The following is a 22,591-nucleotide window of genomic DNA, read 5'->3' on the forward strand; positions in this document are numbered from 1 at the left end:
CCGCTTGAGCACGATTCTCGAACCTGGGCAGATCGAGGCGGCGGCGACTGCGCCGCCGTTTCTGCATCTTCCATCCTCCGAGCTGTTCCAGTTGCGGGCCGAACGGCTCGAACACCTGGCCGAGGGGCACGCCTTGAGCGATTACCTTCGGCTGGCCGCCCGGCTGTGTCGTGTCCAGCAGGGCTTGCTGGCGCAGCCGCCAACCCCCCTGCCCGTGGCCGAGGAGCGTCGGCGCCTGTGCCTGAGCCATGGCCTGCCGCCGCTGGCCGCCGACAGCCTGGTGCGCGAGGGACCCTGGCTGCCTTGGTTGGACGCATTGCTCGAGCACTTCCAGGATGAGCCGAGCAACGCGCTGGCCGATGCCGTGCGTACCTTGGGCAACAGTGATCAAGCGCAGCGCAAGGGCTGGGCCATCGCCTTGCTCGGCGGCCAGTATGATGCTGTGCCAGCTGCCGTGGTGCCCTTCATTGGTGCTGCATTGCAGGCGGCGTGGAGCCATTGGTTGCTGAGCCTGCCGGAGCCTGAACTCAAACCTGGTGGCAGCCTTTCGCAGTGCCCAGCCTGTGGCTCGCCGGCCATGGCCGGGGTAGTGCGTAACCGTGGCAAACACAATGGCCTGCGTTACCTGGCCTGTTCACTGTGTGCCTGCGAGTGGCATGTGGTGCGGGTCAAGTGCGTGTACTGCGACTCGAGCAAGGACCTGCGCTACACCAACCTCGAGGATGACCGCCATGCGCCGGGCAAGGCGCCGCTGCGCGCCGAGTGCTGCCCCGGCTGCAACAGCTACCTCAAGCAGTGCTATCTGGAGAACGACAGCGCCGCCGAGCCCTTGGCCGACGACCTGGCCAGCCTGGCATTGGACATGCGCCTGGATGAAGAGGGCTTCCATCGGTTGGCACCGAACCTGATGCTCGCACCTGGGTAATGGAGAGTGTCTACACTGTAAGACCGAGTCGCCTTCTTCGCGGGTAAACCCGCTCCCACAGGTACCGGGCAAGCCTCAAAAACTGCTCGGACCCTGTGGGAGCGGGTTTACCCGCGAAGAGGTCAGTACAGACAACGGATCAGTCCAAGGTAGTACCGCATGTCCTCCAGCGTAGCCAGCGACACCCCACGCCTGCCCTCCATCGACACTCTTCTGCGCCACCCAGCCTGCCTCCCGCTGATCGACCGCCACGGCCGCGACGCGGTACTGGCCACCCTACGGCAACTGCTCGACGACCTGCGTGCCCCCGCCCGCACCGGCCAGCTCAGCGCCGCCGAACTGGCTGCTGAAGTCCTGCTGGGCCGCGCCGGCGAGCGCCTGGCCATACAGCAGCGCAGCCAGGTCCGCCGAGTCTTCAATCTCACCGGCACCGTGCTGCACACCAACCTCGGCCGCGCCCTGCTGCCGGAAGAAGCCGTCGAGGCCATGCAGACCGCCGCCCGCTACCCGCTCAACCTGGAGTTCGACCTGGCAACCGGCAAGCGTGGCGACCGCGACGACTTGATCGAAGGTTTGATCCGCGAGCTCACCGGCGCCGAAGCGGTCACCGTGGTCAACAACAATGCCGCTGCCGTGTTGCTGGCGCTCAACAGCCTGGGCGCGCGCAAGGAGGGCATCATCTCCCGGGGCGAGCTGATCGAGATCGGCGGTGCCTTCCGTATCCCGGACATCATGGCTCGCGCCGGTGTGCGCCTGCACGAGGTGGGCACCACCAATCGCACCCATGCCCGTGACTACCAAGGGGCGATCAACCCGCGCACAGGTCTGCTGATGCGCGTGCACTGCAGCAACTACAGCATCCAGGGCTTCACCAACCAGGTGCCCACGGCCGAGCTGGCCATCATCGCCCACGCCCACGGGCTGCCCCTGCTCGAAGACCTGGGCAGTGGCAGCCTGCTCGACCTCACGCGCTGGGGGCTGCCGGCCGAACCTACGGTACGCCAGGCCCTGGCCGATGGCGCCGACATCGTCACCTTCAGTGGCGACAAACTGCTCGGCGGTCCCCAGGCCGGCATTATCGTGGGGCGCAAGGAGCTGATCGCCAAGATCAAGAAGAACCCGCTCAAGCGTGCCCTGCGCGTTGACAAGATCACCCTGGCTGCCCTGGAGGCGGTGCTGGCGCTATACCGCAACCCTGATCGCCTGGCCGAGCGCCTGCCCAGCCTGCGCTTGCTGACGCGCCCGCAAGGAGAGATCGCTGCCCAGGCCGAGCGCCTGGCGCCTGTATTGGCCAACTGCCTGGGGCCGCAATGGGTCGTCAGCGTGGAGCCCGCGTTGGGCATGATCGGCAGCGGCAGCCAGCCGGTGGCACGTCTTCCCAGTGCGGCGTTGTGCCTGCGTCCACAGGTGTCGAAGAAGCTGCGCGGGCGTAGCCTGCACGTACTGGAACGTGCCTTGCGCGCCTTGCCGGTGCCGGTGCTGGGGCGCATCGACGACGATGCCCTGTGGCTCGACCTGCGCCAGTTGGATGACGAAGCCCAGTGGCTGGCGCAGCTCCCTGAGCTGCAGTTGGGGCCGGTCCAATGATCGTCGGCACTGCCGGCCATATCGACCATGGCAAGACCGCGCTGCTCCAGGCCCTGACCGGCCAGGCGGGTGACCATCGCCAGGAGGAGCGCGCACGGGGCATGACCATCGACCTCGGCTATCGCTACGCCGCCCTGGCCGAAGGGGGACCGCTGACCGGTTTTATCGATGTGCCGGGCCACGAGCGCTTCATCCATAACATGCTGGCCGGTGCCCATGGCATCGACTTGGTACTGCTGGTGGTGGCCGCCGACGACGGCGTGATGCCGCAGACCCGCGAGCACCTGGCGATCATCGAGCTGCTGGGCATTCCCCAGGCCTTGGTCGCGATCAGCAAGTGCGACCGCGCCGACCCGGTGCGCGTGGCCCAGGTGCAGGCCGAAGTGAGCGACCTGCTGGCGCCCGGCCCTTATGCCGATGCGGCCCAGTTTCCGTTGTCCAGCGTCACAGGTGAAGGCATTGAGGCGTTGCGCCAGGCCTTGCTGGCGGCCGAGGCGCGCGTGGGCCAGCGCAGCGCCCGGGGCGGCTTCCGGCTGGCGGTGGACCGGGCGTTCGCCGTGCCCGGTGCGGGTATCGTGGTCACCGGTACGGCGCTGGCCGGGCGGGTCAGTGCCGGGGACAACCTGTTGCTGGGCAAGGCGGGCAAAGCGGTACGGGTCCGCGGCCTGCATGCGCAGAACCAGGCCGCGCTGGTGGCCGACGCCGGCCAGCGAGTGGCCTTGAACATCAATGCCGAGCGCCTGGCCCTGGAGCAGATCCATCGCGGCGACTGGTTGGTGCCCGACTGGCTGCATGCGCCAAGCACGCGGGTGGACATTGAGCTCACGCTGCTGCCGGGCGAAACACGCACCTTCGAGCATTTCAGCGCCGTGCATGTGCATTTGGGCACGCAGGATGTCACGGCGCGGGTAGCGCTGCTCGAAGGTGAGACACTGAAGGCTGGTCAGCGGATGTTCGCCCAACTGCTGCTCAACGCGCCCTTGCAGGCGGTGCACGGTGACCGCCTGGTGCTGCGTGACCAGCGTGCCCAGCGCACGCTGGGTGGTGGTCGGGTACTCGACCCCTTCGCCCCAAGCCGCCAGCGGCGTAGCGAAGCGCGCCTGCGCCAGTTGCAGGTGTTGCGCGATACCTCGGAGTTGGAGCAGGCCTTGCCTGCCATGCTGGACGTAGCACCGGGAGGGTTGGACCCGCAGCGCCTGGAACGTCAGTTCAATCGGTTGCGTGAAAGCTGGCAGTTGCCCGAGGGTGTGCAAACCATCACCACGAAACAGGGCCCGCTGTTGTTTGCCCGGCATCATTGGCAGGCACTCAAGCAGCAGGTAATCGCACAGCTTGCGTACTTCCATGAACAGGAACCGGACCAGCTCGGCCCGGACCGCGACCGGCTGCGCCGTTTCGTTGCCTTGCCCGTAGAGCGCCCGGCATTTGTCACTTTGCTGGAGGAGCTGCTGGCGTCGGGCGATATCGTCAGCAGCGGCCCCTGGCTGCACCTGCCGGATCACAAGGTGCAGTTGAGCGAAGCCGACGCTGCCTTATGGGCGCGGCTGCAGCCGGTATTGCTGGAAGGGTTGTATGACCCGCCGTGGGTCCGTACCCTGGCTTCGGCGGAAAAACGCGACGAGAGCGAAGTACGCCTGCTGCTGCGCAAGCTGGCCCGGCTGGGGTTGGTGCACCAGGTGGTGCGCGATCTGTTCTACCCCGAGGTGACGATCCGGCACATGGCCGACATGCTATTGCAGCATTCGGCCAGTACACCGATAGTGCAGGTCGCGGCGTTTCGCGATATGTTGGGCATCGGTCGCAAGCGAAGCGTACAGATTCTCGAATACTTCGACCGTCTCGGCCTGACCCGGAGGGTCGCCGACCAGCGTTACATCCGCGCCGACAGCGCCTTGGCCCAGCAACCGGCCAGGCACTGACTACAAGGAAGGCAATCGCGCCCGGTGGCGCGGCCGGGCTTCAAACCCGGTTGGGGACGGCAGCCGTTCCCGGGCAGGTTCGACTCCCGCTGCCTTCCGCCATTAACCCCAACACGTGCATTCTCTGTAGGAGCGGCCTTGCGCCGCGAAAAGGGTGCGCAGCAGCCCCAAAACAGCCATGCCATACCGTCAGGCCTATCCCGTCCGCTCATCCACCTAGCACTATGTCCAATTATCATACCCATAAATATGTCAAGAAAGTTCGGCCAGTAATGCCTGCAAAGAGACTATTCCTACAGCTAGCGAAATAAACTTCCTACTTTTCGAAATGCCTAATAAAAAATTATCCAGCCAAAACGCCTTCGCGTTTATTGACTGAAGCTCCTTGCTCTTTTTTACTCTTCTGCACGCCACTTACCCACTTACTGCAGGATGCAGGCATGAATAATTCATGCACAGTAAGGAATGCAGACCATGTACTACATACCCCCGCTTTGCACACGCACCAATCCCTGGGGCGAAAACCCCCGCGGCCTACTCGGCAAAGGCGAATTGCCCTGGCCTGAACTGGTCGCCGCTCGAGCCTTCCCGTCATTGATCGACATCGAAGGCTGGTATAACACCGACGACTACAGTGCAGCGATGTTCCTGGCCAATGAGCTAGCGATGCCCGACGCTGAGATGTCGGCAGACGAGGCCCAGGAATCGCTTACACTCCTGCTCAGCCTGTTCGCCAGGCTGGAAAACGCCGGCCGGAATACTGTCCAAGAGCTGGAAGCCTTGCGTGAACGCGCCGAGTCGATCCCGACCATAGGGCCGCTCTGGTTCTCTCCCGCCAGCCTCTCCAGCACGCTCGGCACTGTCATCCACCTGGTGTATGCGGCGTCGAACACCAAGCGCTTGATCGACCTGCTGGACCTGCCCGAACCTCTGAAGAAAGACCTCAAGGCCTGGGCCGCGGAGCGCGGGCGTGCAGGCAGCCGCTCGGCCCGCAAGTCGTTTCAGCGCCGGATTAAATTGGTGCACATGGGCGGTGCACTCAAGTTCCAGGTGCCGGTGATGAAGGGGGCGGCCTATTACAACATCAGGTCGTTGCGGGTGGGGAACAATATCCATATGCCGGTTCACCATGCTCAACGATTGCTGAACAGTCGCGTAGGGCTTGATCCTCAGACCTATGGTTCGAAGGGATTCGCAAAGGTGATTTCAAGCAATGCGGTGGGAGGCCTATTGTCATTCGGCCCACAAGCACTTATCGATGCCAGGGCTTCCCACTCATTAGGTGAATTCTGGGAGCGGTCTGCGTATAGCCAAATTAGCAATTTGGTTGGGTTTTCCGTAGGCGTGGCTGCGACCGTTTTCATAGGTGGTGCTGGCTTGCCATTGGTCGTGGTTATTGCTCTTTCTGCCGCGACCAGCACATTTGTGCAACACCAATTTATCAAGAGCGGATTTGACAGGCGTATTGGTGATGCGCTCACAGGAAAAAGATAATAATGGTGTCGCCCGGGCCGTATTTCATTTTTAATGGGACGCGCTATGGTCTATTGGCTATGGCTCTAATGCTTTACATACCCTGCGTTGAACACCCTTGGGCGACAGTGCCTGTAACGGTGATTTACTCATTTTTACTCTGGGAGCGTAGTGTTTGCGTGTACACTAACTGCAGCTATAGTCGTTATGGAGTATATTTTTTATTTCAGTCGCTGTTTTTGTTTTGTCTTGTTTTTTGGGTGTGTGCCCTTTATCTCGATGCGGAAGTAGGGGGGCAGATGTTAAACGCTCTGGTTCTTATTGCCTTCTTAGGCCCTACCATGCTTATTTATGCTTTAGTGAGTCGTTGGAAAATAACTCCTTTACCTTACGAAATACGAGGGGATAGAGTTCATGTCGCACCTCGCAAGAGTACGTATGTTTCTCCGGTGTTAATCGCGATGTTGACCTTCAGTAGCGGCGCTATCTCTCCGCTCATGGATGCGTACCCCACCGTAACACTCGTCGTCGCCATGTCGATGCCCGCAATTATAATTGTGTGCTGTTGGCGAACCATAGCCGGCCTCACCCACCTGCGCGCAGAAGAACGCCGCAAGGGCGTGCGCTACACTTTCTCCAACCTCGAAGAAATCCAAGCGATACGCGCCCGCTCTTGGGCCGCACGCCTGTTTATCGCCTTGAACAACGCTATTGGAATACGTCTTCGCTGACGAGACGCTGCGGCGCAGCGTCCCCGGCGGTCCAGCGTGGGGAACTGAAATCCCTGGACTGTTATGCGCCCCTTTAGCGGCACAAGGCCGCTCTTACGCGCGCTCGCCGCACAGGTCCAGGGCAAACCAGTGTTCTGCCGCCTGGACATCGAGCCCGGCGCCCAGCAGGGCGAACAGCTTGCCCAGCGCCGCCTCGCGGGTCATTCCGCCGCCGCTGACCAGCCCTGTGTCACGCAACCGGCTCCCTGCGGCATAGGTATCGAACACCACCGAGCCCTCCGGGCACTGGCTGATCGCGACGATCATCACACCGCCCTGGCGGGCATCGTGCAAGGCATCGAGCAGGGCCTGGTCGTCGGACGGGCCGGTGCCGCTGCCATAGCATTCGAGCACCAGGCCCTGGATGCCGGTGGCGAGCAACGCTTGGACGAAGCCGGCCTGCAGCCCAGGCACTACCGGCAAAACCGCAAGCTTCACCGGTTCGCGGCGCTGCCGGTAATCGAGTGCCGGGGGAATTGCCGCAGCCCGTTCGCCCTCGCGATGACGGGGCAGGGCCGCGAAGGCATCGAATGCCTCGCTACGTAGCTTCGAGGCACGGCAGCCGTGCAGCAGCTGGCCGTGGAAATACAGCTGTACGCCACTTTCCAGGCCTCGCTCCAGCAGCCGCAGGGCACCGAGCAGGTTGCCCCAGGCATCGCTGTCGGGTGCGCCGGCCGGCAGCATGGAGCCGGTCAGCACTACCGGTACTGGCAGGCCCAGCAGCAGGAACGACAACGCAGCCGCGCTGTAGGCCAGGGTGTCGGTGCCGTGCAGTACCAGTACCCCGTCATGGCCATCGCGCTCCACCGCCTCAACGATGGTGTCGCGCATGGCCAGCCAGTTGGCCTGCTGCATGTTGGCGCTGTCGATCAGCGGGTCGAGCTCACGCAGCGACCAGGCCAGGCCTGGCGCGTCGGCCTGCGAGGCCAGGTATTCGCGCATTCGCGCCTCGAAGCCGCTGGCCGGGGCCAGGCCTTCAGGGGTTTGCAGCATGCCGATGGTGCCACCGGTGTAGAGGACGAGAAGATTCTTGACTGCACGCATGGAAAGCTTCCGTAGCGATGAGCGGAGAAGAGAGCCGCCCCGGACGGGGCGGCTGGGCAGGAGAGGATATCAGCGCTGCGGCTGAGCCTGGGCGGCGGCTTTGTCAGCGGCTGTGTCAGCCTGTGGATTGGCTGGCCAGGCGTTGCGGTCCAGGTCCAGGTCGGCGAACTTGCTGGAATCGAACACCGGTTGCTCGATGCCTGCACGGCGTTGGTCGTCGTAGTCGCGCATCACCCGCAGGCCGGTCTTGAACAGCAGGGCCAGGGCGATCAGGTTGACGAACGCCAGGCAGGTCATGGTGATGTCGGCGAACGCGAACACGGTGGACAGGTTCTGTACCGAACCCCAGATCACCAATGCCAGCACCAGGCCACGGAAGACCATTAGCACGACGCGGTTGCGGCTGAGGAACTGCAGGCTGTTCTCGCCCAGGTAGTAGTTGTAGAGGATGCAGGTGAAGACGAACAGCGACAGCGCGACGCTGACGAACAGGCGGCCCCAGTCACCGACCACGGCGGCCAGCGAGTTCTGGGTCAGGACGATGCCGTCACCTTCGAAGCCAGGCGTGTAGAAGCCCGACAGCAGGATCAGCAGCGCGGTACAGGTGCAGATCACGAAGGTGTCGAGGAATACGCTGAAGGCCTGCACCACGCCCTGGGCGCCCGGGTGCTTCACGGCGGCCACGGCGGCGACGTTCGGCGCGCTGCCCAAGCCTGCTTCGTTGGCGAACACGCCACGCTTCACGCCCATGACGATGGCGCTGCCGAGCAGGCCGCCGAATGCCGGGTCGAGGCCGAAGGCGCTCTTGAAGATGGTTTCCAGCATGGCTGGCACGTGTTCGATCTGGGTGCCGATCACGTACAGGGTCACACCGATGTAGGCCAGGGTCTTTACCGGGACCAGCAGGTCGGACACCGCCGCGATGCGCTTGATGCCGCCGATGAAAGTGATGGCCAGCAGTACGGCGAGGACGATACCGGTGGTGCCCGGTTCGAAGCCGAAGGCATTCTGCAGCGAGTGGGTCATGGTGTACGACTGCACGCCGATGAAGGCGAAGCCGTAGGTGACCAGCAGCAGGATGGAGAACAGGATGGCCATGCTTTTCAGCTTCAGGCCGTGCAGGATGTAGTAGGCCGGGCCGCCGCGGTACAGGCCGTCGCCGTCGGCGCGCTTGTAGACCTGGGCCAGGGTGCATTCGAAGAAGCTGCTGGCCATGCCCACCAGTGCGGTGACCCACATCCAGAACACGGCACCTGGGCCACCGAGGGTCACGGCGATGCCGACCCCGGCAATGTTACCGGCACCGACACGGCCGGCCAGGCTCAGCATCAGGGCCTGGAACGAGCTCAGTTGGCCGGCCTGGCCGCGAAGGGATTCCTTGAACACACCGAACATGTGGCCGAAATGACGGAACTGGACGAACCGAGAGCGGATGGTGAAGTAACCGCCGAGTCCGACGATCAGCACGATGAGAAGTTTCCCCGACAGGAAATCGTTGAGTGCTTCGAGCATTGGAAAATGACCTCGATTCTTATTGTTCGCGTGGAAAGAGCAGCGGGCGGCAGGGACGCACCGCTTTCATTGGCGCGCATGGTTGGCCATGACAACTGTGGTTACAATTTCGCGGGTTGCTCTCACTTGATGCGACTTGATGCTAGAATTGCATCACTCGCATCACCTGGACCTTCTCATGGGCGATCATTTCGCTATCAACCTGAAATTGGCCTGCAGCCATTACCGCTCTATTTCAGAGGTTTGCCGACAGCTGTCGATCAACCGCGCGCAATTCAACAAGTACTTGAGCGGCCAGAGCCGTCCGACGGCCTACAACCTCAAGCGCATTGGCGACTTCTTCGGCGTGGAGGACTATGAGCTGGGCCTGCCCCCGGAACAGTTCGCCCGCTTGATCGGCGTGCGCAACCTGTCGGCCCAGGCCGAACAGCACAACGACCCGATCAGTGAGCTGTTCAAGCCACTGCATACCCAGGCGGGCAACCTGTCGCGTTATTGCGGCTACTACTTCGAATACTCCAACTGCATGTCGGTGCCAGGTTCGATCCTCGTGTCGCTGGTGCACCTGTGGGAAGAGCGTGGCAGCTTCCTGTTCGAGCGCCTGGAGCGCCAGGAACGCTCCAGTGCCACCGACCAGCATGCCGAAGTGCGGTGCCGCTACCTGGGCGCGGCGTTCCAGCTGCAGGACCGCATGTTTCTCATCGACTACGAGTCGCTGACCTTCAACGAGATGAGCCAGACCATCCTCATCCCCAGCTTCAAGAGCCGCATTACCCGCCTCAACGGCCTGAAGAACGGCGTTTCCAGCGGCGACCGCCGCAACCCCGCCTGCACCCGCGTGGTCTGGGAGTACCTGGGCGAGGAGGTCAACCGCATCAACGCCTATCGCCAGGTCAAGCTGTATCGCCCGGACGACCCGCGTATCGATGACGACGTACGAGAGCGACTGAGTGTCGGGCCGCTCAAGAACGGACTGTTCGAAATCGAGTGACCCGCTATTGCGACGATCGAGCGATAACAGCTATTCAGTAAGGCTGTGGTTGGACTTCCCCGAGAGGAACCCGCAAAATGTCCGCTTCTTTCCCTCAACCTGTTCGGATCTGCTGACTCTATGCGTATGCGCCTGATGCTGTTGGGTGGTGGCAATGCCCTCGGGCAAGCGCTGATTCGTCTCGGAGCCGAAGAGGACATCGGGTTCCTGGCGCCACGCCCGCCGGAGAACGGCTGGACGCCGGCCAGCCTCACGCAGTTGCTCGATGACCATCGCCCCGACGTGGTGGTCAACCTGGCTTATTACTTCGACTGGTTCCAGGCTGAGTCGGTCAGCGAGCAGCGCCTGGCGTTGCAGGAACGGGCCGTGGAGCGCTTGGCCGAGTTGTGCCAGCACCACCAGATCATCCTCGTGCAGCCCTCCAGCTATCGCGTGTTCGACGGTTCGCGGGCCACGGCCTACAGCGAGAAGGACGAGCCGGTGCCGCTGGGGCTGCGTGGCCAGGCTCTGTGGCGTATCGAGCAAAGTGTGCGGGCAGCATGCCCACAGCATGTACTGCTGCGCTTCGGCTGGGTGCTGGACGAAAGCATCGACGGCGCGCTCGGGCGCTTCCTCACCCGCGCTGAACAACCCCAGGAGCTGCTGCTGGCGGACGATCGGCGTGGCAACCCCACGCCAGTGGACGACGCCGCCCGGGTGATCCTCTCGGTGCTCAAGCAGCTCGATTGTGACGCGCCGCTGTGGGGCACCTACCACTACGCCGGCAACGAAGCGACCACGCCGCTGGCCTTGGGCCAGGCAATCCTCACCGAGGCGGCGCAATGGCAGAAGCTGGCCGTGCAGGCACCCACGCCCCAGGCCCATGCCGCGCGTCCGGATGCCGCCGAGGAGCCGCAGAACGCCGTGTTGGCCTGCAAGAAAATTCTTCATACCTTCGGTATCAAGCCCCGTGCCTGGCGCGCCGGCTTGCCGCCCCTACTGGACCGATTCTACCGAAATGGCTGATGCTCCCATCCTGATCACCGGCGGCGCCGGCTTCATTGGCTCCCACCTGTGCGATGCGTTGTTGGCCAAAGGCTATGCCGTGCGGGTACTGGACGACCTGTCTACCGGCAAGCGCACCAACCTGCAGCTCGATCATCCCGCCCTGGAGTTGATCGAAGGCGACGTCGCCGATGCCGCCTTGGTCAACCGTGCCGTCGAGGGTTGCCGGGCCGTGGTGCATCTGGCTGCGGTCGCGTCGGTGCAAGCCTCGGTCGAAGACCCGGTGCGTACCCATCAAAGCAACTTTATCGGCACCCTCAATGTGTGCGAGGCCATGCGCCTCAATGGCGTGCGCCGCGTACTGTTCGCCTCCAGCGCGGCGGTGTACGGCAACAATGGCGAAGGCCAGGCGATCGCCGAGGACACCCCCAAGGCGCCGCTGACCCCCTACGCCGTGGATAAGTTGGCCAGTGAGCAATATCTGGACTTCTACCGTCGCCAGCATGGGCTGGAGCCGGTGGTGTTCCGCTTCTTCAATATCTTTGGGCCACGACAGGACCCGTCCTCGCCCTATTCGGGTGTGATCAGCATCTTCTGCGAGCGTGCCACCCAAGGCCAGCCGATCACGGTGTTTGGTGATGGCGAGCAGACCCGCGATTTCCTCTATGTGGGCGATCTGGTCCAGGTGATGGTCCAGGCGCTGGAACTGCGGCAGGTGGAAGAGGGAGCGGTGAATATCGGCTTGAACCAGGCCACGTCGTTGAACCAACTGCTGACGGCCCTGGAGAACGTCATTGGTGGGCTGCCACCGATCAGCCATGGCCCGGCACGTTCGGGCGATATCCGCCATTCCCGGGCAGACAACACGCGCCTGCTGGCGCGTTTCCGGTTCCCGCAACCCACCTCGATGGTCGAAGGCCTGGCGAGGTTGTTGGGCAAGGCCTGAGTCCCATGAAAAAGAAACGGCGGGCCGGGATGCCGGACCGCCGCTTCTTTCAGCTCAGTTGTTGGCCATAACTCAGAACTTGTAGCCCAGGCCCACCATGTAGACCCACGGGTCCACGTCCACATCGACCTTGGTCTTGCTGTAGCCCAGCGCGGTCGGACCGTCGACGGTGGCCTTGGTGTCGATGTCGATGTACCAGACCGAGGCGTTGACCAGCAGGTTGTCGGTCAGCATGTAGTCCATGCCCAGTTGCGCGGCCAGGCCGACCGAGTCTTGCAGCTTCAGGTTGCTGAAGCCCTGCTGCTTGCGTGCGCCGCTGAGGTCTTCGTCGAAGAAGGTGGTGTAGTTGATGCCGACACCCGCGTAGGGCTGGAACTTCGACGAAGGTGCCATGGGGTAGTACTGCAGCGACAGGGTCGGCGGCAGTTGCTTGATGTCGGCCAGCTTACCGTCCAGGCCGCCGCCCAGGCCCTTGACGGCCACGGTATGGTTGAACGGCGTGGCGGCCAGCAGCTCGACGCCGATGTGGTCGGTGAGCATGTAGGCGAAGGTCAGGCCCAGCTGGGTGTCGCTGTCCAGGGTCGCCTTGGTGCCCGACACCCTGGTGCCGTCGAACTTCAGGTCGCTGCTGTCTTCGTTCGGCGCAACGGTGATGGCGCCGGCGCGCATGATGATGTCACCGGCCTGGTGGGCGTGGGCAACAGGGGCTGCGAGCGCCAAGGCAATAAGCGAGGCGCCGAGCAAGGACTTGTTCATGGAAGCTCCCAAAGGACGTAGGTAATCGAGTAGTCCAATGGTACGGAGCCAGCCGAACGTAACTTTTGATTCAGCTCAACGAAGCCGTTTCACAAAGCGGAAACAGTTCTCACTGCAGCTCATAAGCGTAGATTTTCTCCGCTTCCATCTGGTAACCGGCCTCGGCCAGTTCGCTGCGGGTGGCTTTGACCTGCATGCGGCCTTCGATCCAGTAGGGCTGGTAGAGGTCTTCGATGCGCACGCCCATCTCGCTGACGATGTGCACGATCTGGTTCGACGGCGGTGGTGGTACGTGGATGCAGGCGCCGTAGTAGGGCACCAGCAGGAACTCGGTGGTGCGGCCTTCCTCGCTGACCTCCAGCGGCACGATGTAGCCGGGCAGCTTGACCTGTTGGCCATCCAGCGCTTTGACTACCGGTGCGTCGGGCGCCTGCTGGCGCGCGGCGGGGGCGGCTTCGGCCAGTGCGCTGCCCAGTTGCGAGAGGTCGTGCAGCGGTGCCTGTTGCACCGGCACCACCGGTGCACCTTCGGGAATCAGGGCGGGCCAGTCCAGGGAGCGGGGTTCGGCGGCCAGCAGAGGCAAGGCCGGCGAAAGCAGCAACAGGAGCAGCAGGGCCGGTAGAGCCCCCATTCTGTTTGGCCTCGCTGTACCTGTGGGAGCCGGCTTGCCGACGATGGCGGTAACGGGGGACATGAATAGGAACATGCAGGTTGCTCAAAGGTGAATGGACAAACCATCGGCCAGCGACTGCCGATAGGCACGCCAGGCCGGCACGCTGCCCATGAGCAGCGCGGCGCCGAGAATGATGGCCAGCAGCGTCCACTCATGGGCGCTGGGCCAGGCCAGTGGCAGGTAGAGGCCATAGTTGGCCTGGACGAAATCCTGGACCAGGGCGATACCCGCGTACAGCAAGCCTAGCCCGGCGGCGATACCGGCCACGGCCAGCGCCAGCGCCTCCAGTACCAATAACCCGGCGATATGCCAGGGTCGCGCGCCCACCGAGCGCAGGATAGCCATCTCCCTGCGACGTTCGTTGAGGCTGGTGAGGATCGCCGTGAGCATGCCGATCAGCCCGGTCAGGACCACGAACAGCGACACCACGAACAACGCTTGTTCGGCGGTCCCCATCAGGCTCCAGAGCTCCTGCAGGGCGACGCCGGGCAGGATCGCCAGCAACGGTTCGCTGCGGAACTCATTGATTTCCCGTTGCAGGCTGAAGGTGGCGATCTTGCTGTTCAACCCGAGCATGAAGGCGGTGATGGCGGCCGGCTGCAGGTCCATCGCCCGCGCCTGTTCAGCACTGATACGCCCGGCGCCACGGGCCGGCACACCGTTGTGCCAGTCGACATGGATCGCTTCCATGCCTGCCAGGCTGATATGCAGGGTGCGGTCCACCGGCGTACCGGTGCGGGCGAGGATCCCAACCACAGTGAACGGTTTGTCGTCGTGCTTGACCAGGCTGATGGCGGCGACGCCGTGGGCCAGCACCAACTTGTCGCCCAGCTTGTAGTGCAGCGCGTCGGCCACCTCGGCGCCGAGCACCACCTCGAACGGGTCGTCGGCGAATGCACGGCCTTGGTTGAGGGCCAGGTGCTGCCGGCGGCCGAACTGGTAGTGGCTGAAATATTCGCCGGTGGTGCCCATCACCCGGTAGCCACGATGGGAGTCGCCCAGCGAAACCGGGATGGCCCATTTCACCCGAGGGTCCTTGGCATAGTGCTCGAAGCTGTCCCAGCGGATGTTGTTGGTGGCATTGCCGATGCGGAACACCGAATACAAGAGCAGGTTCACCGAGCCTGAGCGGGCGCCGACGATCAGGTCGGTGCCGCTGATGGTGCTGGCGAAGCTGGCACGGGCCTCGGTGCGCACGCGTTCCACGGCCAGCAACAGGCACACGGACAGGGCGATGGCGAAGGCGGTCAGGAACGCAGTGAAGCGACGGTTGGCCAGGCTGGCCAGGGCAAGGCGGAACAGGTACATCAGGCCTCCCGGGGCTTGGCCGCGCGATTGAGCTCGGCCAGGGACAGGTGACGGTCGAACAGCGGGGCCAGGCTCTGGTCGTGGCTGACGAACAACAGGCTGGCGCCGGCTGCCCGGCATTCGTCGAACAGCAGGCCGATGAACGCTTCGCGGGTATCGGCGTCGAGCGCGGAGGTCGGCTCGTCAGCGATCACCAGCTCTGGTTGGCCGATCAAGGCCCGGGCCGCCGCAACACGTTGCTGCTGGCCGATCGACAGGCTGTCGGCGCGGCGGGCGAGCAGGGCTGGGTCATCCAGGCCCAGGTGGGCGAGCAGTCGGGCGGCCGCCTGATCGACGCTGCCATGACGCTGCTGGGCGCGTTCGGCGCGGCTACGTGAAAAGCGGCAGGGTAGCTCGACGTTCTCCCGCACCGAGAGAAACGGCAGCAGGTTGAATTGTTGGAAGATATAGCCGGTGTGATCGACCCGGAAGCGGTCCCGGGCGCCTTGCCCTAGAGCGGCGAGGTCTTGGCCGAGCAGGCGGATGCTACCTTGCCCGGGCTTGTTCACCCCGCCCAGCAGGCCCAGCAGAGTGGTCTTGCCACTGCCGCTGGGGCCCTTGAGGAACAATGCTTCGCCAGCCTCCAGGCGAAACGCGGGGATATCCAGCAATGGTGGCTGGCCGGGCCAGGCGAATACCAGCCCCTGCAAGTCGATCAACGGCAGGCTCATTCAGAAGGAGACCAATGGCTTGCCAGGCGTGGCTTGCAGGCCTTTCTGGCCATTCGGGCCGATGACCTGCACGGTGATTTTCTGAGTAGCCGGGAAGGCTTTGAACAGCGGCGTCAGGTCGACCTGGGTGAGTTTGGCCGGTGTGACGCAGGTCAGCTGGTAGTGGGCGTTGATGTCGGCGTGACCGTGCTCGTGGTCGTGTTCATCGCTATGCGCATCGTCGTGCCCGGCCTCGCCGAACAGCGGGCTGTCGAGCTCCTGGGCGTCTTCCTTGCAACCGGCAGCCTGGGCCAGGCCGAACAATTGCAGGGGTTGCTCCAGCTGCTGGCGTGTGGCGGCGACCTTGGCCTTGTCGGCATCGCTGCCGGGGGCGTGTTCGAAACCGACCAGGTTCATCGCAGGGCTGTCCAGCGCCAGTTCCAGGGCGTTGCCGTCGAGCACGACATCGAGCTTAGCCGCGCCGTGTTCGTGGGCGGCGAGGGTGCCATGGGCGTGGTCATGGTCGTGATCGTCATGGGGCTGGGCCTGGGCCATGGCCAAAGGCAGCAGGGCGAAGGGCAGGGCGAGGAACAGGCGGCGCATGGAACACTCCTGGGCGGATGGATACGAAGTTCGTAATGTTATAACAACTTTTCTTGCGCTCGCCAGCTGCCGGGTGCAGGTTTCATGCAGGCGTGTTGGCCGAGGGGCTCGCTTGCGGGGCAAGCCCGTTCCTACAGGAGATTATGAGAGCATAGCGGCCAGTGATTTCGGACTTGAGGGTGACAACGTGAGAATTCGCGGACAGATCGGTGACTGGCCGGTGGACCTGACCATCGAGTTGGAACCTGCCGAGTGGGTGCAGTTGGGGCGTCAATTGGACGTGCCCGCGGTAGCTGAGGCAGTCGCGGCGACAGCTGGCGCCACGCCGCGCGAGGACGACGGGCAATGGCTGGCGGCGCGCGAACTGTTGCGCCAGGCCGGGCAGGTCAGTGGGCCGGAACTGCTGGGGCGGCTGGAAGGTTTGGCCGGAAGCACGGCGGCGGGCAAGCGGCTGCTGGTGCGCTTGCGGCACAGCAGTGAGGTGAAGGTGGAAAGCGGGGCGGATGCGCCGGTGTATCACTGGGTCGGGTGACATCTACCTGGGCCGGCCCAATCGCCGGCAAGCCGGCTCCCACCTGTCCTGCGCTGTTTTAGAGACCACGCCGTACCTGTGGGAGATTACCCAGCCCTTCGGGCTGCGCTGTCGCGCAGAGAACAAGCGGCCAATGCTGCCCCTGTGGGAGCGGCGGTGCGGCGGTCCGACTTGTCCCGCGATCAAGGGCGAAGCCCTTGCCAGGCGACGGTGATATCGGGCCCGGCCTAATCGCGGGACAAGCCCGCTCCCACAGGGTGCCGCAAATCAAATGGTCATGCGTTGTTCTATAGGAGCTGGCTTGCCAGCGATTGGGCCGGCAGGGTTCAGAACATCGCCGCCGACAACTTGCGCCGATACACACTCACCAGCGGGTGTTCGTTGCCCAGCAATTCGAACACTTGCAGCAGTGCCTTCTGCGGCAAGCCGTTCTCGTAGCCGCGGTTACGCTGGAACAGCTTGAGCAGACCTTCCAGCGCCGCCTCGTACTGCTGGCGCGCCAGTTGCTGGATGCACAACTGGTAGGTGGCTTCGTCGTCCTGCGGGTTCTGCGCCAGGCGGCTCTTGAGCTCGGCGGCTTCCGGCAGGCTGGCGGCCTGGCGCAGGAAGGTCAGCTGGGCCTTGGCGCCTGCCAGGGCAGCCTTGTGCTCGTCGGTCTTGACCGCCTCGAGCACCACTTCGGCTTCACCCAGCTCACCCCGTTCTGCCAGGCAGCGTGCGTAGTAGATCAGCGCCTCGGCATTGCTGTTGTCTTCGCCGAGCAGCGCCTGGAGCATGGCCTCGGCTTCTGCGAAGCGGCTCTCGGCGAACAGTGCCTTGGCCTGCTCCAGCGGTGCGGCGGCAGGTGGCGCGGGCATTTGCACGTGGGGCTCGAGCATGGCGCGGATAGCCGACTCGGGCTGGGCACCGGCGAAACCGTCGACCGGTTGGCCGTCCTTGAACAGCACCACCGTGGGCAGGCTGCGGATGCCGAACTGGGCGACGATCTGCTGTTCAACGTCGCAGTTGATCTTGGCCAGCAGCAATTCGCCCTGGTAGCCCTCGGCGATCTTTGCCAGCAGCGGCATCAGCGCCTTGCACGGCGCGCACCATTCGGCCCAGAAGTCGACCAGCACCGGCTTGTGGAAGGAGTTTTCGATGACCAGTTGCTGGAAGTTGGCATCGGTGGCATCGAAGATGTACGGCAGATCTTTACTAGGAGCTTGGCTCATCGCGACTCTCGCAAACCCGTGAATGGCACCACTATAAAGGCTCGCGGCTGGCGTGGTACAGGCTGACCCGGCGGAATTCGTGCGGCTCGGCCAGGTCCGGCAGGGTCAAGGCCTCGAGCACGCCCAGCTGGCGGTAGCGCGGGTGATTGAAGTCGCGCACCCGCGAGTCGGCCACCAAGGCCTGGCGGCCGCGGCCCAGGAACGCGTCGAGCAACGGCAGGTTGGCGCGGTCATAGAGCACATCGGCAACCAGGACCAGGTCGAAACGGTCCTCTTCGGCGAAGAAGTCATTGCTGTAGCCAAGCGTCACGTCGTTGAGCGCGGCGTTGGCCCGGCAGGCATCCAGGGCCAGCGGGTCCAGGTCGCAGGCCACCACTTCCAGTGCGCCTGCGCGCGCCGCGGCTATCCCGGCGATGCCGGAGCCTGCGCCGAAGTCCAGCACGCGCTTGCCCCGAACCCATTCGGGGTGTTCGGCCAAGTAGCGGGCCATCGCCAGGCCGCTGGCCCAGCAGAAACTCCAGTAGGGCGGCTCGTCGAGGATGCGGCGGGTCTCCTCGGGGCTGAATGCGCGGTCCATGTTCTGCGCATCGATCAGCCAGAGCCTGAGTTCGCATGCGGGTAGGTCACTGACGACCAGGCGCGCTTCGCCGATCAGGCCGCTGAGGGCCTGTTGCAGGAGCAGAGGGGGCATCTATGGCGCCTTCTCGAAGCGCAGCGGGCCGGTGGCCTGGTTGGTGGCCTGGGCGATACGCAGCGGCGGCAGGTGCAGGATCAGCTGGCCGGAGCGGCTGGCGCGGCCGCGCAGCTCGACGCGGGCGCCGGCCGGAAAAGCCTCGGGGTTGAAGCGCAGGCGATAGGGCAGGGCCTGGCCGGTACCGGTGAGGTTGCTGCTGGCCAGCAGGCGTTGTGGGCGGCCGCGCTCATCGATGACCAGCAGGGCCAGTTCCACTTCGGCACCGGCCGGTACTTCCAGCAAGGTGCCGCTCACCTCGCGCTGGTAGGCGGGCAGCGGGCCAAGCTCCTTTGGCTTCTTGACGGCCTTGGCAGACGGTACTGCAGCGGTTTGCTCGGGCTTCGGTCGGTCGCTGCCGCAGGCGGCGAGCAGGCTGGCGAGGCACAGCACGACGAGCGCTCGGTAGTGCATGGGGTAGTCCTTCACAGGCAGAATTGCATGGATGGTAAACCCTTTGGCTTGTCTTGCCAGTGGGATGCGCTACCATGGCCCTCCCTTTTTTTGTTGCCTGCCACCATGCACTGTCCCTTTTGCGGTGCCAACGACACCAAGGTCATCGACTCGCGCCTGGTCGCCGAGGGTGAACAGGTGCGTCGCCGCCGTGAATGCGTCGCCTGCGGCGAGCGCTTCACCACCTTCGAGACCGCCGAGCTGGTCCTGCCACGGCTGATCAAGCAGGACGGCACGCGCCAGCCGTTCGACGAGGAAAAACTCCGTGCCGGCATGCAGCGAGCGCTGGAAAAGCGTCCGGTCAGCGTCGAGCGCCTGGAAGCGGCGCTGGCGCACATCAAGCACAAGCTGCGCGCCACCGGCGAGCGCGAGGTCAAGTCGCTGGTGGTCGGCGAGCTGGTGATGGCCGAGCTGCGCAAGCTCGACGAAGTCGCCTATATCCGCTTTGCATCGGTCTACCGGCGTTTCCAGGACCTCGACGAGTTCCGCGAGGAAATCGACCGCCTGGCTCGGGAACCTGCCAAGGAATGACCATGCCGAGCCACGCTGCCATCCTCGACGCCCACTACATGGCGCGCGCCCTGGAGCTGGCCCGCAAGGGCCTGTACAGCACCCACCCCAACCCGCGCGTAGGCTGCGTGATCGTGCGCGACGGCGAGGTGGTGGGCGAAGGCTGGCATGTGCGTGCCGGCGAGCCCCATGCCGAAGTCCACGCCCTGCGCCAGGCCGGCGAGCGCGCACGCGGCGCCTGCGCCTACGTGACGCTCGAGCCGTGCAGCCACCATGGCCGCACGCCGCCCTGTGCCGAGGCGTTGGTCAAGGCAGGCGTGGCCCGGGTGGTGGCGGCCATGCAGGATCCTAACCCGCAGGTAGCCGGCCAGGGCCTGCGACGCCTGGCCGAGGCCGGTATCGACGTCAGCAGCGGCGTGCTCGAAGCCGAGGCCCGCGCCCTCAACCCAGGCTTTCTCAAGCGCATGGAACATGGCCTGCCGTTCGTGCGTGCCAAGCTCGCCATGAGCCTGGATGGCCGCACCGCCATGGCCAGTGGCGAGAGCCAGTGGATCACCGGCCCTGCCGCCCGCGCTGCGGTGCAGCGCCTGCGTGCTCGTTCCAGTGTAGTGCTGACCAGCGCCGAAAGCGTGCTGGCCGACAACGCCCGCATGACCGTGCGCGGCGCCGAACTGGGGCTGGACGCCGAAACCACGGCCCTGGCCTTGGCCCGGCCGCCCCTGCGCGTGCTGGTCGACGGGCGTCTACGCCTGCCGCTGGATGCGCCGTTCTTCCAAGCCGGCCCCGCACTGGTGGTGACCGCCTGCGCAGACGACCCGCGTTACGCCCAGGCCGGCCATGAGCTGCTGTGCCTGCCCGGTGAAGCCGGCCGAGTCGACCTGTCTGGCCTGATGCAGGCCCTGGCCGCCCGCGGTGTCAACGAGGTCCTGCTGGAAGCCGGCGCAGGCCTGGTCGGCGCCTTCGCGCGCCTGGGCCTGGTCGATGAGTTCCAACTCTTCGTCGCCGGCACATTCCTCGGCAGCACCGCCCGCCCGCTGCTGGACTGGCCGCTGGCGCAGATGAGCGAGGCGCCGCGCCTGAAGATCACCGAGGTGCGCGCAGTCGGCGATGACTGGCGGATCACGGCCATCCCCTTGCCGGCCTCCGGCGTATAATGCCCGGCTTGCCACGCGCAGCCCTGTTCCCGAGGAGGACACCATGTTCACCGGCATCATCGAATCCATCGGCACCATCCGCAGCCTGACCCCCAAGGGCGGTGACGTGCGCGTCTACGTAGAAACCGGCAAGCTCGACCTGGGCGACGTCAAGCTGGGCGACAGCATCGCCGTCAACGGCGTCTGCCTGACTGCCGTGGAGCTGCCCGGCGACGGCTTCTGGGCCGACGTCAGCGTCGAGACCCTCAAGCGCACCGCCATGGTCGACCTCAAGAGCGGCAGCCGGGTCAACCTGGAAAAGGCCCTGACCCCTACCACCCGCCTGGGCGGCCACCTGGTCAGTGGCCATGTCGACGGCGTCGGCGAGATCATTTCGCGCAGCGATAACGCGCGCGCCATCCAGTTCCGCGTGCGTGCGCCCAAGGAGCTGGCCAAGTACATCGCCCACAAAGGGTCGATCACCGTCGATGGCACCAGCCTGACGGTCAATGAGGTCGATGGCGCCGAGTTCGAGCTGACCATCGTCCCGCACACCCTGTCCGAAACCATCATGGCCGACTACCGCGCAGGTCGTCGGGTCAACCTTGAGGTCGACCTGCTGGCCCGTTACCTGGAGCGTCTGCTGCTGGGCGACAAGGCCGCCGAGTCGAGCAAGGGCAGTGGCATCACCGAAAGCTTCCTGGCCGCCAACGGCTACCTGAAATCCTGATTGAGAAGGGGGTGCCGAGTGGCGCTCAACAGCATCGAAGAGCTGGTGGAAGACATCCGCCAGGGCAAAATGGTCATTCTCATGGACGACGAAGACCGTGAGAACGAAGGCGACATCATCATGGCCGCCGAGTGCTGCCAGGCCGAGCACATCAACTTCATGGCCAAGCACGCCCGTGGCCTGATCTGCATGCCGATGACCCGCGAGCGCTGCGAAACGCTCAAGCTGCCGCTGATGGCGCCACGCAACGGCTCGGGCTTCGGCACCAAGTTCACCGTGTCGATCGAGGCCGCCGAGGGCGTCACCACCGGCATTTCCGCCGCCGACCGCGCACGCACCGTGCAGGTGGCTGCTGCCCGTGATGCCAAGGCCGACGACATCGTCAGCCCCGGCCACATCTTCCCGCTGATGGCCCAGGCCGGCGGTACCCTGGCGCGTGCCGGGCACACCGAGGCGGCCTGCGACCTGGCGCGTATGGCTGGTTTCGAGCCCAGCGGCGTGATCTGCGAAGTGATGAACGACGACGGCACCATGGCCCGTCGTCCGGAGCTGGAGGCCTTCGCCGCCGAGCACGGCCTGAAGATCGGCACCATCGCCGACCTGATCCATTACCGGATGATCCACGAGCGCACCGTGCAGCGTATCGCCGAACAGCCACTGGACAGCGAGCTGGGCCAGTTCAACCTGGTCACCTACCGTGACGCGGTGGAAGGCGATGTGCACATGGCCCTGACTCTCGGTGACATCCGCGCCGAAGAGCCAACCTTGGTGCGCGTGCACAACATGGACCCGCTGCGCGACCTGCTGCTGGTCAAGCAGCCAGGACGCTGGAGCCTGCGCGCGGCGATGAGCGCTGTGGCCGAGGCCGGCAGCGGCGTGGTGCTGCTGTTGGGGCACCCGCTCGATGGCGACGTGCTGCTGGCACACATCCGCGAAAGCGCCGGCGATGCGCAGCCCAAGGCGCCGACCACCTACAGCACCGTCGGTGCCGGTTCGCAGATCCTGCGTGACCTGGGCGTGCGCAAGATGCGCCTGATGAGCTCGCCGATGAAGTTCAACGCGATATCCGGATTCGATCTGGAAGTTGTAGAATACGTGCCCTCCGAGTGACA

23 protein-coding genes and 1 tRNA gene are annotated in these 22,591 nt (G+C 64.5%); 14 read left to right on the forward strand and 10 right to left on the reverse strand.

Going from position 1 to position 22,591, the window contains the following annotated elements:
* Nucleotides 1–4 precede the first annotated feature (4 nt).
* From fdhE to AC1MHZ_RS19090, 6 genes are all read left to right on the forward strand, one after another.
* Nucleotides 5–925, forward strand: coding sequence for a formate dehydrogenase accessory protein FdhE (gene fdhE / locus AC1MHZ_RS19065; RefSeq protein WP_084857346.1), 921 nt, complete (start codon nt 5–7; stop codon nt 923–925).
* 159 nt (nt 926–1,084) lie between these two features.
* Nucleotides 1,085–2,512: an L-seryl-tRNA(Sec) selenium transferase gene (gene selA / locus AC1MHZ_RS19070; RefSeq protein ID WP_084857348.1), complete on the forward strand. Its 1,428-nt coding sequence runs from the start codon at nt 1,085–1,087 to the stop codon at nt 2,510–2,512.
* Nucleotides 2,509–4,431, forward strand: a complete 1,923-nt coding sequence (gene selB / locus AC1MHZ_RS19075) for a selenocysteine-specific translation elongation factor (protein ID WP_324813737.1) — start codon at nt 2,509–2,511, stop codon at nt 4,429–4,431. Before selA ends, selB begins: the two co-directional genes overlap by 4 nt.
* A gap of 6 nt (nt 4,432–4,437) precedes the next feature.
* A tRNA-Sec gene (locus AC1MHZ_RS19080) sits at nt 4,438–4,533 on the forward strand.
* A gap of 372 nt (nt 4,534–4,905) precedes the next feature.
* The gene (locus AC1MHZ_RS19085) at nt 4,906–5,925 is read left to right on the forward strand and encodes a hypothetical protein (RefSeq protein WP_482966789.1); all 1,020 of its coding nucleotides are present in this window, start codon (nt 4,906–4,908) and stop codon (nt 5,923–5,925) included.
* A 59-nt stretch (nt 5,926–5,984) separates the two neighbouring features.
* Entirely contained in the window at nt 5,985–6,635 is a 651-nt protein-coding gene (locus AC1MHZ_RS19090) for a hypothetical protein (RefSeq protein WP_482966790.1), read from the forward strand.
* A 93-nt stretch (nt 6,636–6,728) separates the two neighbouring features.
* On the opposite strand, the gene AC1MHZ_RS19095 is transcribed toward AC1MHZ_RS19090, so the two are convergent.
* Both AC1MHZ_RS19095 and AC1MHZ_RS19100 read right to left on the reverse strand, forming a co-directional pair.
* Nucleotides 6,729–7,718, reverse strand: coding sequence for an asparaginase (locus AC1MHZ_RS19095; RefSeq protein ID WP_084857356.1), 990 nt, complete (start codon nt 7,716–7,718; stop codon nt 6,729–6,731).
* 69 nt (nt 7,719–7,787) lie between these two features.
* Complete coding sequence (locus AC1MHZ_RS19100) at nt 7,788–9,230, reverse strand: alanine/glycine:cation symporter family protein (RefSeq protein ID WP_084857358.1); 1,443 nt, start codon at nt 9,228–9,230, stop codon at nt 7,788–7,790.
* A 178-nt stretch (nt 9,231–9,408) separates the two neighbouring features.
* On the opposite strand from AC1MHZ_RS19100, the gene AC1MHZ_RS19105 reads away from it, so the two are divergent.
* The 3 genes from AC1MHZ_RS19105 to AC1MHZ_RS19115 all read left to right on the forward strand — a co-directional run bounded on the left by AC1MHZ_RS19105 (nt 9,409) and on the right by AC1MHZ_RS19115 (nt 12,151).
* Nucleotides 9,409–10,221: a helix-turn-helix domain-containing protein gene (locus AC1MHZ_RS19105; RefSeq protein ID WP_084857360.1), complete on the forward strand. Its 813-nt coding sequence runs from the start codon at nt 9,409–9,411 to the stop codon at nt 10,219–10,221.
* Nucleotides 10,222–10,341: 120 nt separating this feature from the next.
* A complete protein-coding gene (locus AC1MHZ_RS19110) occupies nt 10,342–11,226 on the forward strand; it encodes a sugar nucleotide-binding protein (protein WP_084857362.1) in 885 nt (294 codons plus the stop codon).
* Nucleotides 11,219–12,151, forward strand: coding sequence for an NAD-dependent epimerase/dehydratase family protein (locus AC1MHZ_RS19115; protein ID WP_084857364.1), 933 nt, complete (start codon nt 11,219–11,221; stop codon nt 12,149–12,151). The genes AC1MHZ_RS19110 and AC1MHZ_RS19115 overlap by 8 nt, the downstream gene beginning before the upstream one ends.
* A gap of 72 nt (nt 12,152–12,223) precedes the next feature.
* Here AC1MHZ_RS19115 and AC1MHZ_RS19120 read toward each other — a convergent pair whose 3' ends face one another.
* The 5 genes from AC1MHZ_RS19120 to AC1MHZ_RS19140 form a co-directional block, all read right to left on the reverse strand.
* Entirely contained in the window at nt 12,224–12,907 is a 684-nt protein-coding gene (locus AC1MHZ_RS19120; RefSeq protein WP_084857366.1) for an OmpW/AlkL family protein, read from the reverse strand.
* Nucleotides 12,908–13,016: 109 nt separating this feature from the next.
* Nucleotides 13,017–13,538 carry a DUF3299 domain-containing protein gene (locus AC1MHZ_RS19125; RefSeq protein ID WP_253249343.1) on the reverse strand — a complete coding sequence of 174 codons (522 nt, stop codon included), beginning with the start codon at nt 13,536–13,538 and terminating at the stop codon, nt 13,017–13,019.
* An 84-nt stretch (nt 13,539–13,622) separates the two neighbouring features.
* Entirely contained in the window at nt 13,623–14,888 is a 1,266-nt protein-coding gene (locus tag AC1MHZ_RS19130) for an ABC transporter permease (protein ID WP_482966791.1), read from the reverse strand.
* A complete protein-coding gene (locus AC1MHZ_RS19135) occupies nt 14,888–15,598 on the reverse strand; it encodes an ABC transporter ATP-binding protein (RefSeq protein WP_084857373.1) in 711 nt (236 codons plus the stop codon). The genes AC1MHZ_RS19130 and AC1MHZ_RS19135 overlap by 1 nt, the downstream gene beginning before the upstream one ends.
* Entirely contained in the window at nt 15,599–16,180 is a 582-nt protein-coding gene (locus tag AC1MHZ_RS19140; protein ID WP_482966792.1) for a DUF2796 domain-containing protein, read from the reverse strand.
* 187 nt (nt 16,181–16,367) lie between these two features.
* Between AC1MHZ_RS19140 and AC1MHZ_RS19145 the strand changes: the two genes are divergently transcribed.
* A complete protein-coding gene (locus tag AC1MHZ_RS19145) occupies nt 16,368–16,712 on the forward strand; it encodes a hypothetical protein (protein WP_084857428.1) in 345 nt (114 codons plus the stop codon).
* Nucleotides 16,713–17,038: 326 nt separating this feature from the next.
* Here the strand turns inward: AC1MHZ_RS19145 and trxA are convergent, their stop codons facing one another.
* From trxA to AC1MHZ_RS19160, 3 genes are read right to left on the reverse strand one after another with little or no spacing between them, the layout of a single operon-like run.
* The gene (gene trxA, locus AC1MHZ_RS19150) at nt 17,039–17,923 is read right to left on the reverse strand and encodes a thioredoxin (RefSeq protein ID WP_084857377.1); all 885 of its coding nucleotides are present in this window, start codon (nt 17,921–17,923) and stop codon (nt 17,039–17,041) included.
* A 31-nt stretch (nt 17,924–17,954) separates the two neighbouring features.
* Complete coding sequence (locus tag AC1MHZ_RS19155) at nt 17,955–18,614, reverse strand: class I SAM-dependent methyltransferase (RefSeq protein WP_084857379.1); 660 nt, start codon at nt 18,612–18,614, stop codon at nt 17,955–17,957.
* Nucleotides 18,615–19,067: a YbaY family lipoprotein gene (locus tag AC1MHZ_RS19160; protein WP_084857381.1), complete on the reverse strand. Its 453-nt coding sequence runs from the start codon at nt 19,065–19,067 to the stop codon at nt 18,615–18,617.
* 105 nt (nt 19,068–19,172) lie between these two features.
* On the opposite strand from AC1MHZ_RS19160, the gene nrdR reads away from it, so the two are divergent.
* Genes nrdR through ribBA form a run of 4 tightly spaced genes read left to right on the forward strand, consistent with a single transcriptional unit; the run spans nt 19,173 to nt 22,589 of the window.
* On the forward strand, nt 19,173–19,637 hold the full coding sequence (gene nrdR / locus AC1MHZ_RS19165; protein ID WP_043210325.1) for a transcriptional regulator NrdR: 465 nt from the start codon (nt 19,173–19,175) through the stop codon (nt 19,635–19,637).
* Between the two features lie 2 nt (nt 19,638–19,639).
* On the forward strand, nt 19,640–20,770 hold the full coding sequence (ribD, locus tag AC1MHZ_RS19170; RefSeq protein WP_482966793.1) for a bifunctional diaminohydroxyphosphoribosylaminopyrimidine deaminase/5-amino-6-(5-phosphoribosylamino)uracil reductase RibD: 1,131 nt from the start codon (nt 19,640–19,642) through the stop codon (nt 20,768–20,770).
* Nucleotides 20,771–20,813: 43 nt separating this feature from the next.
* Complete coding sequence (locus AC1MHZ_RS19175) at nt 20,814–21,479, forward strand: riboflavin synthase (protein WP_070093931.1); 666 nt, start codon at nt 20,814–20,816, stop codon at nt 21,477–21,479.
* Nucleotides 21,480–21,497: 18 nt separating this feature from the next.
* Nucleotides 21,498–22,589, forward strand: a complete 1,092-nt coding sequence (ribBA, locus tag AC1MHZ_RS19180; RefSeq protein ID WP_084857384.1) for a bifunctional 3,4-dihydroxy-2-butanone-4-phosphate synthase/GTP cyclohydrolase II — start codon at nt 21,498–21,500, stop codon at nt 22,587–22,589.
* Nucleotides 22,590–22,591 lie beyond the last annotated feature (2 nt).

Source organism: Pseudomonas sp. FA-1 (genome assembly GCF_056856075.1).